This is a genomic window from Neptunicoccus cionae, assembly GCF_014643735.1.
In the GTDB taxonomy this organism is placed as follows: domain Bacteria; phylum Pseudomonadota; class Alphaproteobacteria; order Rhodobacterales; family Rhodobacteraceae; genus Amylibacter; species Amylibacter cionae.
The window spans coordinates 80443-98147 of record NZ_BMKA01000003.1; the positions used below are offsets into that span (position 1 = coordinate 80443).

The 17705-nt window shown below is 57.0% G+C and carries 16 protein-coding genes; 6 read left to right on the forward strand and 10 right to left on the reverse strand.

All coding sequences use genetic code 11. The features are described from left to right. Nucleotides 1-75: 75 nt before the first annotated feature. The 3 genes from IEX10_RS11245 to IEX10_RS11255 form a co-directional block, all read right to left on the reverse strand. Nucleotides 76-1560: an inorganic phosphate transporter gene (locus tag IEX10_RS11245; protein ID WP_188675019.1), complete on the reverse strand. Its 1485-nt coding sequence runs from the start codon at nt 1558-1560 to the stop codon at nt 76-78. A gap of 126 nt (nt 1561-1686) precedes the next feature. Beyond that, nucleotides 1687-1905, reverse strand: a complete 219-nt coding sequence (locus IEX10_RS11250; RefSeq protein ID WP_188675022.1) for a DUF2842 domain-containing protein — start codon at nt 1903-1905, stop codon at nt 1687-1689. Nucleotides 1906-1916: 11 nt separating this feature from the next. Further along, nucleotides 1917-3212: an adenylosuccinate synthase gene (locus tag IEX10_RS11255; protein WP_188675025.1), complete on the reverse strand. Its 1296-nt coding sequence runs from the start codon at nt 3210-3212 to the stop codon at nt 1917-1919. Nucleotides 3213-3549: 337 nt separating this feature from the next. On the opposite strand from IEX10_RS11255, the gene secG reads away from it, so the two are divergent. From secG to IEX10_RS11270, 3 genes are all read left to right on the forward strand, one after another. Next, the gene (gene secG, locus IEX10_RS11260) at nt 3550-3912 is read left to right on the forward strand and encodes a preprotein translocase subunit SecG (protein ID WP_188675029.1); all 363 of its coding nucleotides are present in this window, start codon (nt 3550-3552) and stop codon (nt 3910-3912) included. Between the two features lie 191 nt (nt 3913-4103). Then, a complete protein-coding gene (pyrG, locus tag IEX10_RS11265; RefSeq protein WP_188675032.1) occupies nt 4104-5747 on the forward strand; it encodes a CTP synthase in 1644 nt (547 codons plus the stop codon). Nucleotides 5748-5803: 56 nt separating this feature from the next. Continuing rightward, on the forward strand, nt 5804-6256 hold the full coding sequence (locus IEX10_RS11270) for a tellurite resistance TerB family protein (RefSeq protein ID WP_188675035.1): 453 nt from the start codon (nt 5804-5806) through the stop codon (nt 6254-6256). A 71-nt stretch (nt 6257-6327) separates the two neighbouring features. Here the strand turns inward: IEX10_RS11270 and IEX10_RS11275 are convergent, their stop codons facing one another. Next, nucleotides 6328-7551, reverse strand: coding sequence for an acyl-CoA dehydrogenase (locus IEX10_RS11275; protein WP_188675038.1), 1224 nt, complete (start codon nt 7549-7551; stop codon nt 6328-6330). Between the two features lie 153 nt (nt 7552-7704). On the opposite strand from IEX10_RS11275, the gene IEX10_RS11280 reads away from it, so the two are divergent. Genes IEX10_RS11280 through IEX10_RS11290 form a run of 3 tightly spaced genes read left to right on the forward strand, consistent with a single transcriptional unit; the run spans nt 7705 to nt 11070 of the window. Continuing rightward, nucleotides 7705-8394 (forward strand): type 1 glutamine amidotransferase, encoded by a 690-nt coding sequence (locus tag IEX10_RS11280; RefSeq protein WP_188675041.1) that lies wholly within the window; start codon nt 7705-7707, stop codon nt 8392-8394. Next, complete coding sequence (locus tag IEX10_RS11285; protein WP_188675044.1) at nt 8387-9757, forward strand: glutamine synthetase family protein; 1371 nt, start codon at nt 8387-8389, stop codon at nt 9755-9757. The genes IEX10_RS11280 and IEX10_RS11285 overlap by 8 nt, the downstream gene beginning before the upstream one ends. Before the next feature lie 5 nt (nt 9758-9762). Continuing rightward, nucleotides 9763-11070, forward strand: coding sequence for an NAD(P)/FAD-dependent oxidoreductase (locus IEX10_RS11290; RefSeq protein WP_444543229.1), 1308 nt, complete (start codon nt 9763-9765; stop codon nt 11068-11070). Nucleotides 11071-11109: 39 nt separating this feature from the next. Here the strand turns inward: IEX10_RS11290 and IEX10_RS11295 are convergent, their stop codons facing one another. The 6 genes from IEX10_RS11295 to IEX10_RS11320 form a co-directional block, all read right to left on the reverse strand. Continuing rightward, on the reverse strand, nt 11110-13530 hold the full coding sequence (locus IEX10_RS11295; RefSeq protein WP_188675055.1) for a GcvT family protein: 2421 nt from the start codon (nt 13528-13530) through the stop codon (nt 11110-11112). 64 nt (nt 13531-13594) lie between these two features. Continuing rightward, nucleotides 13595-13813 carry a hypothetical protein gene (locus IEX10_RS11300; protein ID WP_188675056.1) on the reverse strand — a complete coding sequence of 73 codons (219 nt, stop codon included), beginning with the start codon at nt 13811-13813 and terminating at the stop codon, nt 13595-13597. Further along, the gene (locus tag IEX10_RS11305; protein WP_188675058.1) at nt 13810-14976 is read right to left on the reverse strand and encodes an aromatic ring-hydroxylating oxygenase subunit alpha; all 1167 of its coding nucleotides are present in this window, start codon (nt 14974-14976) and stop codon (nt 13810-13812) included. Before IEX10_RS11305 ends, IEX10_RS11300 begins: the two co-directional genes overlap by 4 nt. A 93-nt stretch (nt 14977-15069) precedes the next feature. Further along, nucleotides 15070-15963 (reverse strand): LysR substrate-binding domain-containing protein, encoded by an 894-nt coding sequence (locus IEX10_RS11310; protein ID WP_188675060.1) that lies wholly within the window; start codon nt 15961-15963, stop codon nt 15070-15072. Between the two features lie 57 nt (nt 15964-16020). Beyond that, on the reverse strand, nt 16021-16689 hold the full coding sequence (locus IEX10_RS11315) for an SOS response-associated peptidase (protein WP_188675062.1): 669 nt from the start codon (nt 16687-16689) through the stop codon (nt 16021-16023). A 20-nt stretch (nt 16690-16709) separates the two neighbouring features. Then, nucleotides 16710-17675 carry a LysR family transcriptional regulator gene (locus IEX10_RS11320; RefSeq protein ID WP_188675070.1) on the reverse strand — a complete coding sequence of 322 codons (966 nt, stop codon included), beginning with the start codon at nt 17673-17675 and terminating at the stop codon, nt 16710-16712. Nucleotides 17676-17705 lie beyond the last annotated feature (30 nt).

The following is a 17705-nucleotide window of genomic DNA, read 5'->3' on the forward strand; positions in this document are numbered from 1 at the left end:
GATCAAGAAAAAGGGCTGCTCCTTGCGGGGCAGCCCTTTTTTTATGACTACTAAACAGCGGTAAGGGCAAACGCCTTACCCCGCGACGGTGTTCAACAGCAGGAACACCAGTGCGGACAGGATGGATGCTGCGGGTACTGTGATGACCCACGCCGCGATGATGGTCAGGAAGTGGGAACGGCGCACCAGTTTGCGGTGTTTGCGCTTTTTCTTGCCTGCCTTACCGGCTTCGGTTTCCACTACTTGTTGAACCAGCTCGTTGTTGTGGGTCACGCGCCAGTGGGCTTCGCGGAAGAAGCCGACGCCGAACACGGCTCCTACGGCGATGTGTGTAGAGGAAACAGGCAGGCCGAGCCAGCTTGCTACAATCACCGTAATCGCTGCGGAAAGCGCCACACAATAGGCGCGCAGCGGGTTCAGCTTGGTGATTTGCTCCCCCACCATGCGGATCAGTTTCGGACCGAACAGCAGCAGGCCAAATGACAGACCAAAGGCACCGACAACCATCACCCAGATCGGGATCGACACTTTGGCAACGACCTCGGCAGCCTCGGCAGTGTGCACAATCGCGGCGAGCGGGCCGATGGCGTTTGCCACATCGTTGGCGCCGTGGGCAAAGGACAACAGCGCCGCAGCACAGACCAGCGGCAGTGTGAACAGCTTGCGCACCGTTTCTTTGGAATTCTCTTTCCCCTCGGACTGTTTGCGGATCATCGGGTGAGAGATGAAGTAGAACAGAACCGCCGAAACAGCCCCAATCAGCAGCGCATATTGCAGATCAATCGAGACGATCTTTTTCAGGCCCTTCACTGCAAGGTAGGTGGCAAAAGCCCCCGCCATAATCGCGATCAGGATTGGCACCCAGCGACGTGCAGCGGTAATCTTGTCTTTTTGGTCGGAAACTTGGGATTTGATCAGCCACAGGAACAGCGCAGCAACGATACCGCCCAGAACCGGAGAGATCACCCAGCTGGCGGCGATCTGGCTCATCTTTGGCCAGTTCACGGCTGCAAACCCTGCCGCCGCAATACCCGCGCCCATAACGCCACCCACAACCGAATGGGTGGTCGAGACCGGTGCGCCGACCCAAGTGGCCAGATTCACCCAGACCGCCGAAGCGATCAGCGCAGACATCATCGCCCAGATGAACACACGGGGTTCTGACACGGCGGTCGGGTCAATGATCCCCTTGGAAATCGTGCCCACCACATCGCCGCCTGCCAGCAACGCACCGGCGCTTTCAAAGATTGCAGCAATGATGAGCGCACCGCCCATAGAAAGCGCATTGGCCCCCACCGCAGGGCCGACATTGTTGGCCACATCATTGGCGCCGATATTCAGCGCCATATAAGCCCCGAGACCGGCCGCCATCGCGATAATCAGGCCGTTGCCTGCCCATCCGAACACCAGACTGGTCAGCAGAATCGCAACGATGATGAATACCCCGCCCAATGCGGGGGCCACCAGTGGTTTGCGAATGGCGTAGTTGGCGTTTTCCAGCAAGACACGGCTGCCGAGATCCCGGTCTAGTGTCTTATTAGGGCGAGCATTTTTGACCATTAGAGTCCTCCACGATAGCGGTGATTCCCGCAAACGCGACCGCTATATGAATCTTTTGTAACAGAGATATGACGGGGGTCGGAAAATTCCAGAAATTAACCGGAAAGCTATGGCGGAGAACCCGGATCACTTTTGATCCGGGTCTTCCTTGCCAACGCCTTTGAAGACGAATTTGAACGGCAAAGCCCAAGCGACGCCAAGCACGATATAGATCAGCAACTCTACCAGCATGGGCAGCCGCGGAATCGCGTTCATCACTGTAACAGCGACGATGCAATAGATCGGCAGCCAAACCAGCAGCAGAACCAAAGACCAGCGCCGGCGCGCCTTATAGGACAATGCCATTCAACCGTTCCTTAATCGGCAAACGGGTCAGTCACGAGGATCGTGTCTTCCCGTTCGGGTGAGGTAGAGAGCATGGCTACAGGACAGCCGATCAGCTCTTCCACACGGCGCACGTATTTGATCGCCTCAGCAGGCAGATCCGCCCAAGACCGCGCGCCTTCGGTGCTTTGGGACCAGCCAGGCATCTCTTCGTAGATTGGCGTGCAACGGGCCTGTTGATCGGCGGCTGTCGGCAAATAGTCTAGCCGCTCCCCGTCCAGATCGTAAGCGACACAGATTTTCAGGGTTTCGAACCCGTCCAGCACATCCAGTTTGGTAAGGGAAATGCCAGTCACGCCGGATGTGGCACAGGTCTGACGCACCAATGCAGCGTCAAACCAGCCACAGCGACGCTGGCGGCCTGTTACGGTGCCAAACTCGTGGCCCCGTTCGCCCAGACGTTGGCCGTCGGCATCTTGCAATTCAGTCGGGAATGGGCCTTCACCAACACGGGTGGTGTAGGCTTTGACGATGCCAAGCACATAATCAATTGATCCGGGCCCGATCCCAACACCGGTTGCGGCTTGACCTGCGATCACGTTGGAGGATGTCACGAAAGGATAAGTGCCAAAATCAATGTCCAGCAGCGCGCCTTGCGCCCCTTCAAACAGAATCCGCTTACCCGCTTTGCGCTTTTCGTTCAGCACTTTCCAGACCGGCGCCGCATAGGGCAGGATTTCCTTGGCAATCTCGCGCAGCTGGTCGATCAGCCCGTCGCGGTCTACAGCTTCGATGCCAAGACCTTTGCGCAGCGGATCATGGTGCTGCAACGCACGGTCCACACGGGCGATCAATGTGGCTTCATCCGCCAGATCAGCGACGCGCACAGACCGGCGGCCCACTTTATCTTCATAGGCCGGACCGATGCCGCGCCCAGTTGTGCCAATCTTGGTTCCCTTGGAGGCCGCTTCTTCCCGCGCGCGGTCCAGTTCACCGTGGATTGGCAGGATCAGCGGAGTGTTTTCCGCGATCATCAGGGATTCGGGGGAGATTTCGACGCCCTGCTCCTGAATCTTGGCGATTTCCTGCACCAGATGCCACGGATCAAGCACCACACCGTTGCCGATGACCGAAAGCTTGCCGCCACGCACAACACCGGAGGGCAGCGCGTTCAGCTTGTATACTTTGCCGTCAATTACCAGAGTGTGGCCGGCGTTATGCCCGCCCTGAAACCGTGCGATGATGTCTGCACGCTCTGACAACCAGTCAACAATCTTCCCTTTGCCTTCGTCACCCCATTGTGCGCCGACAACTACTACATTGGCCATTTTGGCTGCCTCTTGATGTCTAAAAAACCCTACCCCGTATAACGACCCAATGGGGCGGCTGAAACACCAAAATCGCCGCAGGCTGCGGTTGACAGGAAAAACCCGCAATTCAGACAGGATATACCGGTAAAAGCATCACTCTGATCAAAAGGCGGTGCGACCCCCTGTCCGATCTACAGATCAAGCGGTTGAAACAGGCCGTCAAAGCCGCCATCTAGGGACAACTCGCCAATTCTGCCGGTGTCTGCACTTCCCAATAGACACCCCCAGCACAATCCGTTAGACACCCCCCGAAGCCGAATGATCCGGCCCACAGGCACAAAATCCGAGACCGCACATGCAGAACATCGTCCTTGTTATCCTTCTTATTCTGGCCCTGAGCCTGATTGTGACCGTGCTGATGCAGCGCTCCGAGGGTGGTGGACTTGGCATTGGCGGCGGTGGCGGCAATATGTCAGGGCGTCCCCCTGCATCTCCTGCGGCCAAGTTTACATGGATTTTGGGCGCCGGTTTCATGGCGGCCAGCCTTGCGCTGACCATCATCGCGGCCCGTGAGGATGGGAATAATTCCCTGCTGAACGGCGATCTGACAGCACCTGCTGTTTCTCAATCCGAAGACAGCACCACACCGCTTGGCGGCAATCTGTTGCCCCCGTCGGCCACAGACGGTCCGGCTACTCCGCCCAAAGCGGAAGACTGACCCTATAAATAGTTGGCCTTGCCCCGTGGTCTACAAGATCATGGGCAAAACACCCTAAAATCATCCATGAATCAAGGTGGCAGCTCTTGCGTTGCCACCCCGAATCCCGTTATCCTTAAACCCCGTGAGTAGAGGGGCTGAACAGGTTATCGGCCCACTAGTTTTTTTCTGACACGGGAGCTTTCCAGTCTATGGCGCGTTATATTTTCATCACCGGTGGCGTGGTTTCATCCCTTGGCAAAGGTCTCGCCTCTGCTGCATTGGGTGCCTTGCTGCAAGCCCGCGGCTATTCGGTGCGTCTGCGCAAGCTGGACCCTTATCTTAACGTCGATCCGGGCACCATGTCCCCGTTTGAACACGGCGAGGTTTTTGTGACCGACGATGGTGCGGAAACCGATCTGGACCTTGGCCACTATGAACGGTTCACAGGTGTTGCTGCACGCAAAACCGATTCCGTGTCCTCCGGTCGGATCTATTCCACAGTGCTGGAAAAGGAACGCCGTGGCGATTATCTGGGCAAAACCATTCAGGTTGTACCCCATGTGACCAACCAGATTAAGGAATTCCTCGAAATCGGTGACGATGAAGTGGATTTCATGCTGTGTGAGATTGGCGGCACTGTTGGTGACATCGAAGGCCTGCCCTTCTTTGAAGCGATCCGCCAGTTCGGACACCAGCGCCCGCGCAACAATTGCATTTATATGCACCTCACACTGCTGCCTTATCTGGCGGCGAGTGGCGAACTGAAGACCAAGCCGACCCAACACAGCGTGAAAGAACTGCAATCCATCGGGATCGCACCTGACGTGCTGGTTTGCCGATCGGAACATCCTATTCCGGAAAAGGAACGGGAAAAGCTGGCGCTGTTCTGTAACGTGCGCCCTGAATCGGTGATCGCGGCTTATGACCTTGGCTCTATCTATGATGCGCCGCTGGCCTATCATAAGGAAGGGCTCGATCAGGCGGTGCTGGATGCGTTTGGCATTACCCCTGCCCCCAAACCCAAGCTGGCAACATGGAATGACGTGTCCGATCGCGTTCACAATCCCGACGGCACAGTGCGCGTGGCCATTGTGGGCAAATACACCCAGTTGGAAGACGCCTATAAATCCATCGCCGAAGCCCTGATCCACGGCGGTATGCACAACCGTGTTAAGGTTAAGATTGACTGGGTCGATGCGGAGCTGTTTGACACCGAGGACGCAGCCCCCCACCTTGAAGGCTTTAACGCCATTCTGGTGCCCGGCGGGTTTGGCGAACGGGGCACGGAAGGCAAGATCAAAGCCGCCGAATTTGCCCGCACCCGCAAGGTACCTTACCTCGGGATTTGTCTCGGGATGCAAATGGCCGTGATCGAAGCGGCCCGCAATCTGGCCGGTTTGAAAGACGCGGGCTCTGAAGAGTTTGACCATGAATCCGGTAAAAAACGCTTCACGCCAGTGGTTTACCATCTGAAAGAATGGGTTGAAGGCAACCGCACAATCCAGCGGGATGCGGATGACGACAAAGGTGGCACCATGCGCCTTGGGGCCTATAACGCCACACTGAACGAAGGCTCGCAAGTGGCTGAAATCTATGGTGGAACCGCCATTTCAGAACGCCACCGTCACCGCTATGAGGTAGACATCCAATACCGCGACGATCTGGAAAAGCACGGTCTGGAATTCTCGGGCATGAGCCCCGACGGCCGCTTGCCGGAAATCGTCGAGTTCAAGGATCACCCGTGGTATATCGGCGTGCAGTTCCACCCTGAACTGAAAAGCAAACCGTTTGAGCCCCATCCCCTGTTCCGCGACTTTATCAAAGCCGCTGTGGAACAATCACGGCTGGTATAAATCCGTTCACGGACTTTATATTTGCCCATCCGGATACAGCGCACTAGGTTCCGATCATGTTTCAAGCTTTGATAGACCTGTTCACCGTTCCCGATGCCCGTGCCGATCTTCAACCCGAAGACGCGCGTGCTGCTTTGGCCACGCTTCTGGTGCGGATTGCCCGCGCGGATGACCGTTATGACCCTGCGGAGCACCAGATGATTCTGGATGTTTTGCAGGACCGCTACCAGCTAGGCCTTGAGGCCGCACAAGAGTTGAAAGCGGATGCAGAACGGTTGGAGTCCCAGGCCCCTGATACGGTCCGTTTTACCAAGATCGTGAAAGATGCCGTACCTTACGAGGATCGTATCAGCGTGGTTGAGGCGCTTTGGCGGGTGGCGATGGCCGATGGTCAGCGCGATCACGAAGAAGACGGTTTCTTGCGCCTTGTCGTCAATCTGCTTGGGGTGAATGATCGCGACAGTGGTCTGGCCCGTCAGCGGGTGATTGCCGCGCTCGATAACAGTTAAAAAGATTTTCGCTTAATGACTGCGGCCCTGCGATCTCTTGATCGTCAGGGCCGCAGTTGTTTTACGGCGTCTTAAAAGAACGCCTGCAGGCCCGTTTGCGCGCGGCCAAGAATCAGCGCGTGAACATCGTGGGTGCCTTCATAGGTGTTCACTGTTTCAAGGTTCATCATATGACGGATCACTTGAAACTCCTGTGAAATACCGTTGCCGCCGTGCATATCCCGTGCCATCCGCGCAATATCCAGCGCCTTGCCACAGTTGTTGCGTTTGATAATCGAGATCATCTCGGGCGCGGCATTTGCAGCATCCATCAGACGCCCTACTTGCAGGGCCGCTTGCAGGCCAAGCGTGATTTCGGTTTGCATATCTGCCAGCTTCTTCTGGAACAGTTGCGTTTGCGCCAGCGGTTTGTTGAACTGCTTGCGATCCAACCCGTATTGACGCGCCGCGTGCCAGCAGAACTCTGCTGCGCCCATCGCACCCCAAGCGATGCCGTAACGGGCACGGTTCAGACAGCCAAACGGCCCTTTCAGACCTTCCACATTCGGCAGCAGCGCATCGTCAGACACTTCTACTCCGTCCATCACGATTTCACCGGTAATAGACGCGCGAAGGGACATCTTCCCTTCAATCTTAGGCGCGGACAGCCCCTTCATACCTTTTTCCAGAACGAACCCACGGATTTTACCGCCGTGTTCATCGGACTTGGCCCAAACCACAAAAACATCTGCAATCGGTGAATTGGAGATCCACATTTTTGCACCGTTCAGCACATAACCGCCCTGCACCTTTTCAGCGCGAGTCTTCATGCCGCCCGGGTCAGAACCAGCATCCGGCTCTGTCAGTCCGAAACAGCCGATCCATTCGCCGCTGGCCAGTTTCGGCAGGTATTTCTTACGCTGCTCTTCCGAGCCATAGGCGTAGATCGGGTACATCACCAGAGACGACTGAACCGACATCATCGAACGATAACCGGAATCAACCCGCTCCACTTCCCGCGCGACCAGACCGTAGGTCACATAGCCCGCGCCAATTCCACCGTATTCTTCTGGGATTGTGGTCCCAAGCAAGCCCATCTCGCCCATTTCGCGGAAGATTTCCGGATCGGTCGTTTCCTTGGCGAAAGCTTCAATCGCGCGGGGCGCCAGCTTTTCGGCGGCATAGGATTTCGCAGCATCGCGGATCATCCGCTCTTCTTCGTTCAATTGGGATTCCAGCAGCAGCGCGTCCTCCCATTGAAAAGATCCCAGATCAGGTTTGTCTTTTGCCTTCAGGCTTGGCGCTTGCGCGGTCATGGTGTCACTTTCAGTTATTATATATAATTTGCTGATCAAAGGGGTAAGGCACCATCGTGCGATTGGCAAGTGCGCGCACCTCTGCACTCTATCCGCTTGCCTGTCCCTGCCACTCTGTGCAAGCTGTGGCCAAACAACTCTTACAGGTGAATTATGAAAATCGGTATTCTGCAAACTGGCAGATCCCCCGAACAGCTTGTGGCCAAGCATGGCGAATACGGCGAAATGTTTCAAATCATGCTTGCAGACCGCGGCTTTGACTTTCAAACCTACGATGTGATTGAAGGTGAGCTTCCTGAAAACATAGAAGAATGCGACGGCTGGATCATCACCGGATCAAAGTTCGGTGCCTATGAAGCCCATCCGTGGATTGCGCCGCTCGAATCACTGGTCCGTGCCCTGCACAAAGCCAAACGCCCTTTGGTCGGGGTCTGTTTCGGCCATCAAATCATTGCCCAAGCTATGGGCGGCAAGGTTGAAAAATTCAGGGGCGGATGGTCGGTGGGCCGCGTCGATTATCCGATGAGCGACGGGCGCACCCTGCCCCTGTTCGCCTGGCATCAGGATCAGGTCACCACACCGCCTCCCGGCGCCGTGACAGTAGCAAGTACAGAATTCTGCAAACATGCGGCCCTGACCATCGGCGACCACATCTACACCATCCAGCCCCATCCCGAGTTCAAAGCAGGTTTCGTCGAAGGCCTTGCGATGACACGGGCCGTGGGCGTTGTGCCCGAACCGCTGCGGCTCGCCGCTATCGAAAGCACCAAGACACCGGTTGCGCAGGCTGAAATGGCCGATCTTTTTACCGCAGTTTTCAAGGGGGCTATGGCTCATGGATGATAGTTTGAAATGGATAGAAAAAATCCCGCAGGCTGCACAGGACTATATCGCCAATCGCCGCCTTGAAGAGGTGGAGTGCATCATCTCGGACACCACGGGCATCAGCCGTGGTAAATGTATGCCAGCACGCAAATTCGGGCGGCTCGATCCGATGTATCTGCCCGACAGCATCTTTTATCAAACCGTGACCGGCTCTTATGTTGATATCGAAAACATCGAGAACCAGTACACGGAAGGGGATATGGTGCTTTCGCCCGATTTTTCTTCGGCAACTGCTGCACCTTGGACGGGCGATATTACGCTGCAAATCATCCATAACGTGACCGATGTTCACGGCGCGCCGATGCCACTGGTGCCGCGCAATGTGTTACGGCGCGTTCTCTCCTATTACGAGGCCGAGGGTTGGGAACCCGTTGTCGCGCCGGAGATGGAGTTTTATCTGGTGGCGCGCAACACCGACCCGAACCAACCGGTTGTCCCTAAACTTGGCCGCACAGGGCGACCTGCGGCTTCTATGCAGGCCTACTCCATGTCTGCAGTGGACGAATACGGTCCGGTGATCGACGACATCTACGATTTCGCCGAATATCAGGGCTTTGAAATCGACACGATCATTCAGGAAGGCGGTGCCGGTCAGGTTGAAATCAACCTCAAGCACGGCCACCCGATCAAGCTGGCGGATGAGGTATTCTACTTCAAGCGCCTGATCAAAGAAGCCGCACTTCGCCACGATTGTTATGCAACCTTCATGGCAAAACCGATGGGCGACCAACCGGGTTCGGCCATGCACATCCACCATTCCATTCTGGATAAATCCACCGGCAAGAACATCTTCAACGATGCGCAGGATCAGCCGACACCGGCCTTTGGCCACTTTATTGCCGGCCTGCAAACCCACCTCCCCGCCGCCACACCGTTTATCGCCCCCTATGTGAACAGCTACCGGCGATATGTGGCGGCTTTCTCGGCACCCATCAATCTGGAGTGGGCCGAGAACAACCGCACAACCGGCATCCGCGTTCCGATCTCCTCGCCTGAATCGCGACGGGTGGAAAACCGCGTCGCTGGCATGGACTGCAATCCCTACATCGGGCTTGCTGCCTCTCTCGCCTGTGGGTTTCTCGGCATAAAAAACAAACTGGAACCCCGGATCGCAGCTTCTGGTGAAGCCTATGACGCGGATCGTGACATCCCGCCCACTATGTACGAAGCCCTGACCCTGCTTAGCGAAAACGAAGAACTAGCCGATATGATGGGACCAGAGTTCACGGCCGTTTATACTGCGGCGAAGAACAAAGAATATGACGAGTTTCAGGAAGTCATCAGCCCGTGGGAACGGGAACACCTGTTGATGAACGTCTGATGGCTTTGAACCTACTTCACGCCAATGACACCGCAGGAACCTACCCGCAAAGCTGGTACGCCGCGACTGCCGATACCCTGCCGCCCTTTCCGACACTGGAAGGGGATCACAGCGCGGATGTTTGCGTCATTGGCGGGGGCTTTACCGGATTATCAGCCGCACTGCACCTGGCAGAACGGGGCTTTCGCGTCACCCTGCTAGAGGCCCAACGCATGGGTTGGGGCGCGTCAGGGCGCAACGGCGGTCAGGTTGGCTCCGGTCAGCGGCGCGATCAGATGGAACTGGAGAAAATGGTCGGGCGCGATGATGCCCGCCACCTGTGGTCCCTGTCCCAAGACGCCAAGGCGCTGGTCAAATCCCTAAGCGAGACCCACGGCATTGACTGCGCCCATAAACCCGGCGTTGCCCATGTGGACTGGAAAGCTGGCGATGTCGCGGATGAACACGCCTACGCCGAACATCTCGCCAAAAACTACGGCTATACCAAAATCAAACCGCTTGACCGGGCGGCGGTCTGTGATCTGCTTGGCACCGATGTCTACCACGGTGGCACGCTGGATATGGGGGCGGCCCACATCCACCCCTTAAACTTCGCGTTGGGCTTGGCCCGCGCCGCGCAAAAAGCAGGCGTGACCCTTTACGAACAATCCGAAGTCACAGGTATTCAGCAGGGTGATCCGGTTACAATCAACACTGCCAAGGGCAAGATCAGCGCCAGTCATCTGGTGATCGCCTGTAACGCCTACCTCGGCGGGTTACACGAAAAAACTGCTGCACGCGTGATGCCGATCAACAATTTCATCGTCGCGACAGAACCCCTCGGTCAGGACGGCGCAGAAGCGCTGATCGCGCAGGATGTGGCCATAGCCGACAGCAAATTCGTGGTGAACTACTATCGCCGCTCCGCAGACCATCGGCTGTTGTTTGGCGGCGGCGAAACCTACAGCTATCGTTTCCCCAAAGACATCCGCGCGCTGGTGCGCAAACCCATGCTGGAAATCTACCCACAACTGAAAGACGTAAAGCTCGACTACGCATGGGGCGGCACCCTTGGGATCACTGTCAACCGGATGCCCTATTTCGGACGGATTGCGCCGAACATCCTGACCGCATCAGGGTATTCCGGCCACGGCGTAGCCCTTGCAACCCTTGCAGGGCGGATCACAGCCGCAGCCATCGCAGGACAGGCCGAAGACTTTGACGTTATGTCCCGCGTCCCAACCATCCCGTTCCCGGGCGGCCGCACCCTGCGCTACCCCAGTCTCGTGCTTGCCATGTCATGGTATGCGCTGCGGGATCGGTTCGGGCTCTGACGCCATCGCTCTTTTTGGTTCAAATATCCAAATTCCGCCCTATACCCGCAAACGATGCCCCGCAGGGTCAAACAACGGCTCCGCAAGTATCACGGCACGGTGGGGCCGCCCGAGAACCGCAACATCAAGTTCGGTCCCCGGCCCCGCATGGGCTGTTTTTACAAAGGCCAAAGCACAGGACGCCTCCACGGTATAGCCGTACGCCCCCGAAGTGATACGCCCCACAGGCGTGCCGTTAGGCAAGAAGATCGGCTCTCCGCCCGAACTGTCTGCATCTTGTGTTTCAATCCGCACACAAACCAGCTTTTCCCGCGGCGCTTTATCCTTGATCGCAGCATAGGCGTCGCGGCCCAAAAACTCCGGCTTGTCCATCTTGACCAACCGCTCGAAGCCGACCTCCTGTGGCCAATACTCCGGCGAATACTCGCGGCTCCACGATCCGTAGCCTTTCTCGATCCGCAAAGACCCAAGCGCACGGCTCCCCACAGGGATCACCCCGAGATCACGCCCCGCCTCAAACAGCGCTTCCCAAAGGCGGATCTGGTCCGCTTCGGCCACGTAAACCTCCCAGCCAAGATCGCCGGTGAAGGAAACCCTGATCCCGATCGCTGCGATTCCTGCAAGGGTGAAACGGCGGGACCGCATGAAAGGCCAACCGCTGTTTGACAAATCCTCTTGCGTCAGGCGTGCCAGCAATTCACGGGATTTTGGGCCCGAAATATTCACGCCGCAATAGGCTTCGGTCACACTCTCAAAAGCAGCATCTTCCGGCAGCGGCACCATCTGGAAATAGCGCTGGTGATAGCGTTCGGCGATGCCGGTACCGACCATGAAAAAAAGATCCTCCGCCAGTTTCGTTATGGTGAAATCCCCGGCGATTCCGCCGCGCAAACCCAGCATTGGTGTCAGACAGGAGCGACCAATCTCGGTCGGCACATGGTTCGCCACGACACGGTTCAGCCAATCAGCAGCGCCCTTGCCGGTAATCTCGTATTTGCCGAAATTGGAAATATCGATCACGCCGACATTTTCCCGCAAGCTGCGGCATTCCCGCCCCACCGGCTCAAACCAGTCCTGTCGGGTAAAGCCATAACTTTCCTGCCCGCTCTGCCCCTCTCCAGCGTACCAGAGCGGATGCTCCCAGCCATAGTTCAGACCATGCACCGCCCCCATTTCCTTCTGACGCCGGTACATCGGGCGCAAACGTGTTTCGCGGCCTGCCTGCCGTTCTTCATAGGGGAAATGAATGGCGAACCGATTGGCGTATTGATCGGCCACTTTCTCCTGTGTGAACTTACGATCCGCCCAATTCCCAAACCGGCTCAGATCCCACGGGAACATATCAAATTCGGGCTCGCCATCAACGATCCACTGGGCTGTCATCAATCCCAGACCGCCCGATTGGCTAAAGCCCGGAATGATACCACAACAGCAGAAGTAGTTCTTTAGCTCCGGTACCGGCCCGTACAATGCGGCACTGTCGGGCGACCAGATCATCGGTCCGTTGATCACCCGTTTGATCCCCGCCGTGGCTGCAACCGGCACGCGCTCCATCGCCCGTTCCAGATTTTCCATGATCCGGTCAAGGTCTCCGTCGAACAACTCATGCCCGAAATCCTGTGGTGTGCCGTCCTCGGCCCAGAACTTTAGCTGTTTTTCGTAAGCGCCAATCAGCAGGCCATTGCCTTCCTGACGCATGTAATATTCCCCGTCCCGATCCGCGACTGACGGCAATCGTTCCGTCATGGCCGCGATTTCAGGGATGGTTTCGGTCACCAGATACTGGTGCTCGGTCGGTTGTAGCGGCAGTTTAACACCCGCCATAGCCGCCACTTCCCGCGCCCAAAGCCCTCCCACATTCACCACCCATTGCGTGTGAATGTTGCCTTTCGGCGTTTCCACGATCCAGCTGCCATCGAGTTGTGGATGGGTCGCTGTGGCTGGACAGAACCGATAAATCTCTGCCCCCATCTGACGGGCGCCCGCTGCATAGGCTTGGGTCACACCGGAGGGATCGACGTTGCCTCCGTCCTCCTCAAACATGATGCAGCGCACTCCGTCCAAATTCAGCAGCGGGTTCTTTTCCAGCGCCTGCTCGGGGGTGAGTTCGTAAAATTTCTCTTGGAAATACCGTGCTTTGGATTCCTGCAAGCGCAACTGGTGTTCCCGCGCTTCGGTCTGGGCGAGGTAAATGGAACCGGGTTGGAACACGCCACAGCCCTGTCCGGTCTCCTGTTCCAGTTCTTTATACAGATTCATCGTATAGTACTGAATTTTAGAGATATTGTTGTTGTCATGCAGGCCGTGCAAATTGGCCGCTGCATGCCAAGTGGAGCCGGACGTGAGTTCGTCCCGTTCAAGAAGCACCACATCACGCCAGCCCAGTTTGGCAAGGTGATAGAGGATCGAGCAGCCCACTAGACCGCCTCCGATGACGACAGCTTGTGCGTGGGTTTTCATCTGCGTTCTCCTGTGGACGGCTGCACGGTGGGATTTGAGTATTTTTGGAACATTGAAGCGGGTTTCAGGCTTCGCGTCCGTAGGAGCGGAGTGTGGAATGCAGGGTTTCGGCTTCGGGCAGACCCGCCTCTAGTGCGTAGATGTAAGCGTGGGTCAGGTAAAAGCAGCCGCGTATTTCGTCCATTTCCAGCGCTGAGTTTCCGGCCTGTTGGTAAAGCCGCACCAAAGCGGGGGAATTCTGTGCCGCGTGGGCGTCCAGCAGAGCCTGATCGAGCGGGATCATTTTTTTCGCTCCGACGCGGCGCGGATCAGCGCATCTGCGACCCATTTGTGAAACAGATGCGTCGGCCCGTCCATCACCGGAGAGAATTTGCCACCGTCAAAGTACGGGGCGTGCCGACCCTTTTGCATGCCCTCTACAACGAAGATGTCCTCTTCAAAAATCTCTTTCCACTGACGGGTGTTCTTTTCACGTAGAGGGGCGAACTCCGCGTCTGCTGCCTCGGGTTTGGCATAGAAAATCTCAACATGCTCGCGGGTTTTGTCGAGCGAGAGGGGTTCCAGCAGGATGGCATAATAATGGTCGCGGTGCGCCCCCAGCAGTACATTCGGGAACACGCTGATATATTCCGCGCCTGTGTCCCATTGCGGCCCGAGACCTTCAAAATCGGGAAAAACCGTGCCGTTTTCGCCGGCAAGTTGGCGGTACACCAACGTACCCTGCCCCGCGTAGCGATCCTCTTTCGTGATGTTGTAGTGATCCTCTAGCCGTGAATAGCTGTTCAGACCGGGGTGGACCCAAGGCAGATGATAGCTTTCGCAGTAATTTTCCACTGCCAGCTTCCAGTTACATGAGACTTCTAGGCAGAAAGAGCTGTCAGGACCGGCATGGTGCAGCGGCTTTTCAAACATCGACCAGCGAGCCATCAGATCTTTATGGACGTCTTCAAACGGCGCGGCTGTGCCCGAGACGTTCGCATAGACCACACCCAACCAGACGAAGCTGTTGATCTCGATCAGCCCCAGTTCATCCCGTTTGATGTCTTCGTGGATGTTCTGGCCCGGACCGCCCACATGAGGGGTGGACCGCAAGCGCCCGTCCAGCCCGTAGCACCAGCTGTGATAGGGGCAGCGTATGGTTCCGCGAATATTGGCAGGTTTGTCGAGAAGGATCATCCCGCGATGGCGGCATGTGTTTTGATAGACCCGCACCAGACCTTCATGATCTCGCAGGATCAACAGCGGCACGCCGAGAAAATCGACCGGTTTCGCATCACCGGAATTTGGCACATCCTTGACAAAGCCGATGCCGGACCAATTGTCGAAAAGAACGGCTTTTCGTTCCTGATCAAAGACGTCCTGATTCGTATAATGGGCATTTGGCAGCCCACGCGCCTGTGCGACATCCTGTGTCACTGCGTTCAAATCCGAAAGAGCGATTGTCATCCTGCCACCCGTCCCAAACTGGTTTCCTAGCGCTGACTATGCTTTTGTAAAAGCGACACTGCCAAGATCGAGAAACTTGTTTTTGAGATGAATTCAGCTCATGTGACGTTCGCGCATCCAGTCATAAAGCGTCCGTGTGGCGTCTGGCATAGCGGGGTTGGCTGCGATTAGGTAGAAGGCGCCGGGTGCGGCGCAGCTGTGATCGTCAAGGGTTACCAGCTTTCCCTGATCCAGCAGAGGCGCGGTCAGTTTGCGCCAGCCGAGCGCCAGCCCTGCCCCTTCCTGTGCCAGTTGTATGGCAATTGAATAATTGTTTACGCGGCGTGCCGGTGCGATGGGGCCGTGATATTTCATCATATCGAACCAGACCGCCCATGTAGTCCAGTTTTCATTGCGGGCGTCCATGTTGATCAGCGGTTCCCGTGCAAGATCTTCCAGTGTTGCGTCTTGCAACCGTTCTGCCAATGCGGGCGTGCAAACCGGCACCAGTTCATCCCCGAACAAGCGGGTGTGCTCTGGTTCTCTGGGCGGCGTCAGGCGGTATTCGATAGCCAGATCCGCGTGGATCGGTCTTTGCAGCAACCGGTCCGAGATTTGCTGATTGATCTGGATGCTCTCGAACTCTCGCCAGAACGAAATGATCCGCGGCGTCAGCCAGAGAGAGGACACCGCCGTGGTGGTCGCGATCTCCACTTTTGGCGCATCCGCCTGATTGCGCAAGGAAGCGGTGATGGCGGCAATGTCGCGAAAGCTGTGGCTGAGCACCGCAAAAAGCCGCTCTCCGTCGTCGGTCAGGGTCACGGCGCGGTGGCCACGGGTGAACAGCGCCAGACCCAGCCATTTCTCCAGCGCTTTGACCTGATGGCTAACAGCACCCGGTGTAACGTTCAGCTCGGCAGCGGCCTCGTTGAACGCGCCACGGCGGGAGGCTGCCTCAAACGCGCGCAGCATGGTTAATGGCGGCATATCATAGGGTTTGGATCGCATGGACGTACCTGCTTGCGGATGGGGCGTCAGAACAGGTTACACAAGTTTGCCCCTCGATCAATCAGCGAGTGGTTCGCGCAACTGTGGACCTTCCACCCGTCCTGAGTTGACCTCAACCCCGACGCGGTGGCGGGCAAAGTAGGCCGGATCAGCAGAGCGCATGAGCGTGGCAGCCCCTTTGCCTTCCTCCCCGAGCCAGAGACCGAAGTTTTCAGGTGTCACAGTAACGGGTTCGCGGTGGTGAACCTCGGCGATGTCCGCGCCTGCATCAGTTGTGACCATGGCGCAGGTGACGGAACGGGCGCCGTCAGGGCCGCTCCAGACCTGCCAGATCCCACCAAAGGCCATTAGCGGGTCTTTGGCCGCATAGATGTACCAAGGTTCCTTCCCTTTGCCTTTCTCGCGGTGCCATTCGTAAAACCCGTCCGCTGGTATCAAACAGCGGCGGCTGCGCACCGCATCGCGGAAGGCTGGTTTTTCGGCGATTGTTTCGGCGCGCGCGTTGATCAGCAGCGGTCCGTCGGTCGGGGATTTATACCACTTGGGCAGAAACCCCCAGCGCATCGGGACCAAATGGCGCGCCCCGTCGTGCAAAACCGCCACGGGGATATCCTGCGTTGGACAAATGTTATAGTGCGGTTGCTCCCACTGTGCGGTGATCTCGGTTGCGCCAAACCAGCCAGCAACAGCATCGGTCGGAAGGGTCAGGGCAAATCGGCCGCACATTTTACTACTCCTAAAAGCGATTACTCCACGCGGAAATCCGGCCCCATCCAAGGAAACTTCTCAAGGCAGGGCTCCACCAGCTTCTGGCGGATCAAAGGGCGCATCAGGCCCGCAACATCACCCGCGATAGTGTCCATCTCTCCCTGACGGGCAATCAGGGAAATACTGCGGGTCAGCGCCTTGAAAGGCAGTGGCATCACATCAAGCGCACCATGAAAGCGCTGCGCGCTCATGTAGCCGAGAGGCGTGGTAACCGACCAACTGCGCCCGCTTGCCACCATTGAAAGGATCGCGTGGTAGCTGCCAAATTCGAAACGGTTGGGAAGGTTGATCCGCTGGCGCGACAGATGTGCCTCTATTTGACGGCCCATCATCTGGCGGGAAGAATAGCGCACGAAAGGCAGTTTTTCGAGCTGTTCCAAAACGGGTTTGGACTGGTCCACATAGCCCTTAGGGGCCACAGCGACAAAAGGCTCCTGCATCAGGCTATGCACTTGCATCCACGTCTCGGCGATATTCAGATCCGCCACCACCACCAGATCGAGCGCACGGGACTCCAAAGCATCCGACAGGGTGTAGCTGCTGGCACTTTCCAGCAAGAACTGACACCCCTTGAGCGCACCGGCAAGCTGCTCCATCAGGGCGGGCGTGACCTCGGCGTCAAAATCCTCAATCAGGCCAAGGCGCAACCGGCTCATTTGCGAAAAGTTATAAACTGCCAGTTCGGCTTTGGCCTGATTTGCTTCTGATAAGATGGCCTGTGCCCGCTTTAAAAACAGGCCACCCGCAGGGGTCAATTGTTGGGGCCGCGTGCTGCGATCCAGAAGGCTCGCGCCGAGCGCGGCCTCCAGATTGGTCAACTGTTGGGACACAGAAGAAATGCTTGCCGAAAGGCGCTTGGCCGCATTGGACACAGAGCCTTCCTCAACAGCCGCTATAAAAACTTCAATCGCCCAAAGCGATAATTTTCCAGGGGTATCTACCATAGCACCATTAAGGGCAGCAGTTCGCTTGGA

Bases quoted from the DNA above. Each gene is read 5' to 3' on its own strand.
- IEX10_RS11245 (WP_188675019.1), bottom strand. From the start codon at position 1,560: ATGGTCAAAAATGCTCGCCCTAATAAGACACTAGACCGGGATCTCGGC.
- IEX10_RS11250 (WP_188675022.1), bottom strand. From the start codon at position 1,905: ATGGCATTGTCCTATAAGGCGCGCCGGCGCTGGTCTTTGGTTCTGCTG.
- IEX10_RS11255 (WP_188675025.1), bottom strand. From the start codon at position 3,212: ATGGCCAATGTAGTAGTTGTCGGCGCACAATGGGGTGACGAAGGCAAA.
- secG (WP_188675029.1), top strand. From the start codon at position 3,550: ATGCAGAACATCGTCCTTGTTATCCTTCTTATTCTGGCCCTGAGCCTG.
- pyrG (WP_188675032.1), top strand. From the start codon at position 4,104: ATGGCGCGTTATATTTTCATCACCGGTGGCGTGGTTTCATCCCTTGGC.
- IEX10_RS11270 (WP_188675035.1), top strand. From the start codon at position 5,804: ATGTTTCAAGCTTTGATAGACCTGTTCACCGTTCCCGATGCCCGTGCC.
- IEX10_RS11275 (WP_188675038.1), bottom strand. From the start codon at position 7,551: ATGACCGCGCAAGCGCCAAGCCTGAAGGCAAAAGACAAACCTGATCTG.
- IEX10_RS11280 (WP_188675041.1), top strand. From the start codon at position 7,705: ATGAAAATCGGTATTCTGCAAACTGGCAGATCCCCCGAACAGCTTGTG.
- IEX10_RS11285 (WP_188675044.1), top strand. From the start codon at position 8,387: ATGGATGATAGTTTGAAATGGATAGAAAAAATCCCGCAGGCTGCACAG.
- IEX10_RS11295 (WP_188675055.1), bottom strand. From the start codon at position 13,530: ATGAAAACCCACGCACAAGCTGTCGTCATCGGAGGCGGTCTAGTGGGC.
- IEX10_RS11300 (WP_188675056.1), bottom strand. From the start codon at position 13,813: ATGATCCCGCTCGATCAGGCTCTGCTGGACGCCCACGCGGCACAGAAT.
- IEX10_RS11305 (WP_188675058.1), bottom strand. From the start codon at position 14,976: ATGACAATCGCTCTTTCGGATTTGAACGCAGTGACACAGGATGTCGCA.
- IEX10_RS11310 (WP_188675060.1), bottom strand. From the start codon at position 15,963: ATGCGATCCAAACCCTATGATATGCCGCCATTAACCATGCTGCGCGCG.
- IEX10_RS11315 (WP_188675062.1), bottom strand. From the start codon at position 16,689: ATGTGCGGCCGATTTGCCCTGACCCTTCCGACCGATGCTGTTGCTGGC.
- IEX10_RS11320 (WP_188675070.1), bottom strand. From the start codon at position 17,675: ATGGTAGATACCCCTGGAAAATTATCGCTTTGGGCGATTGAAGTTTTT.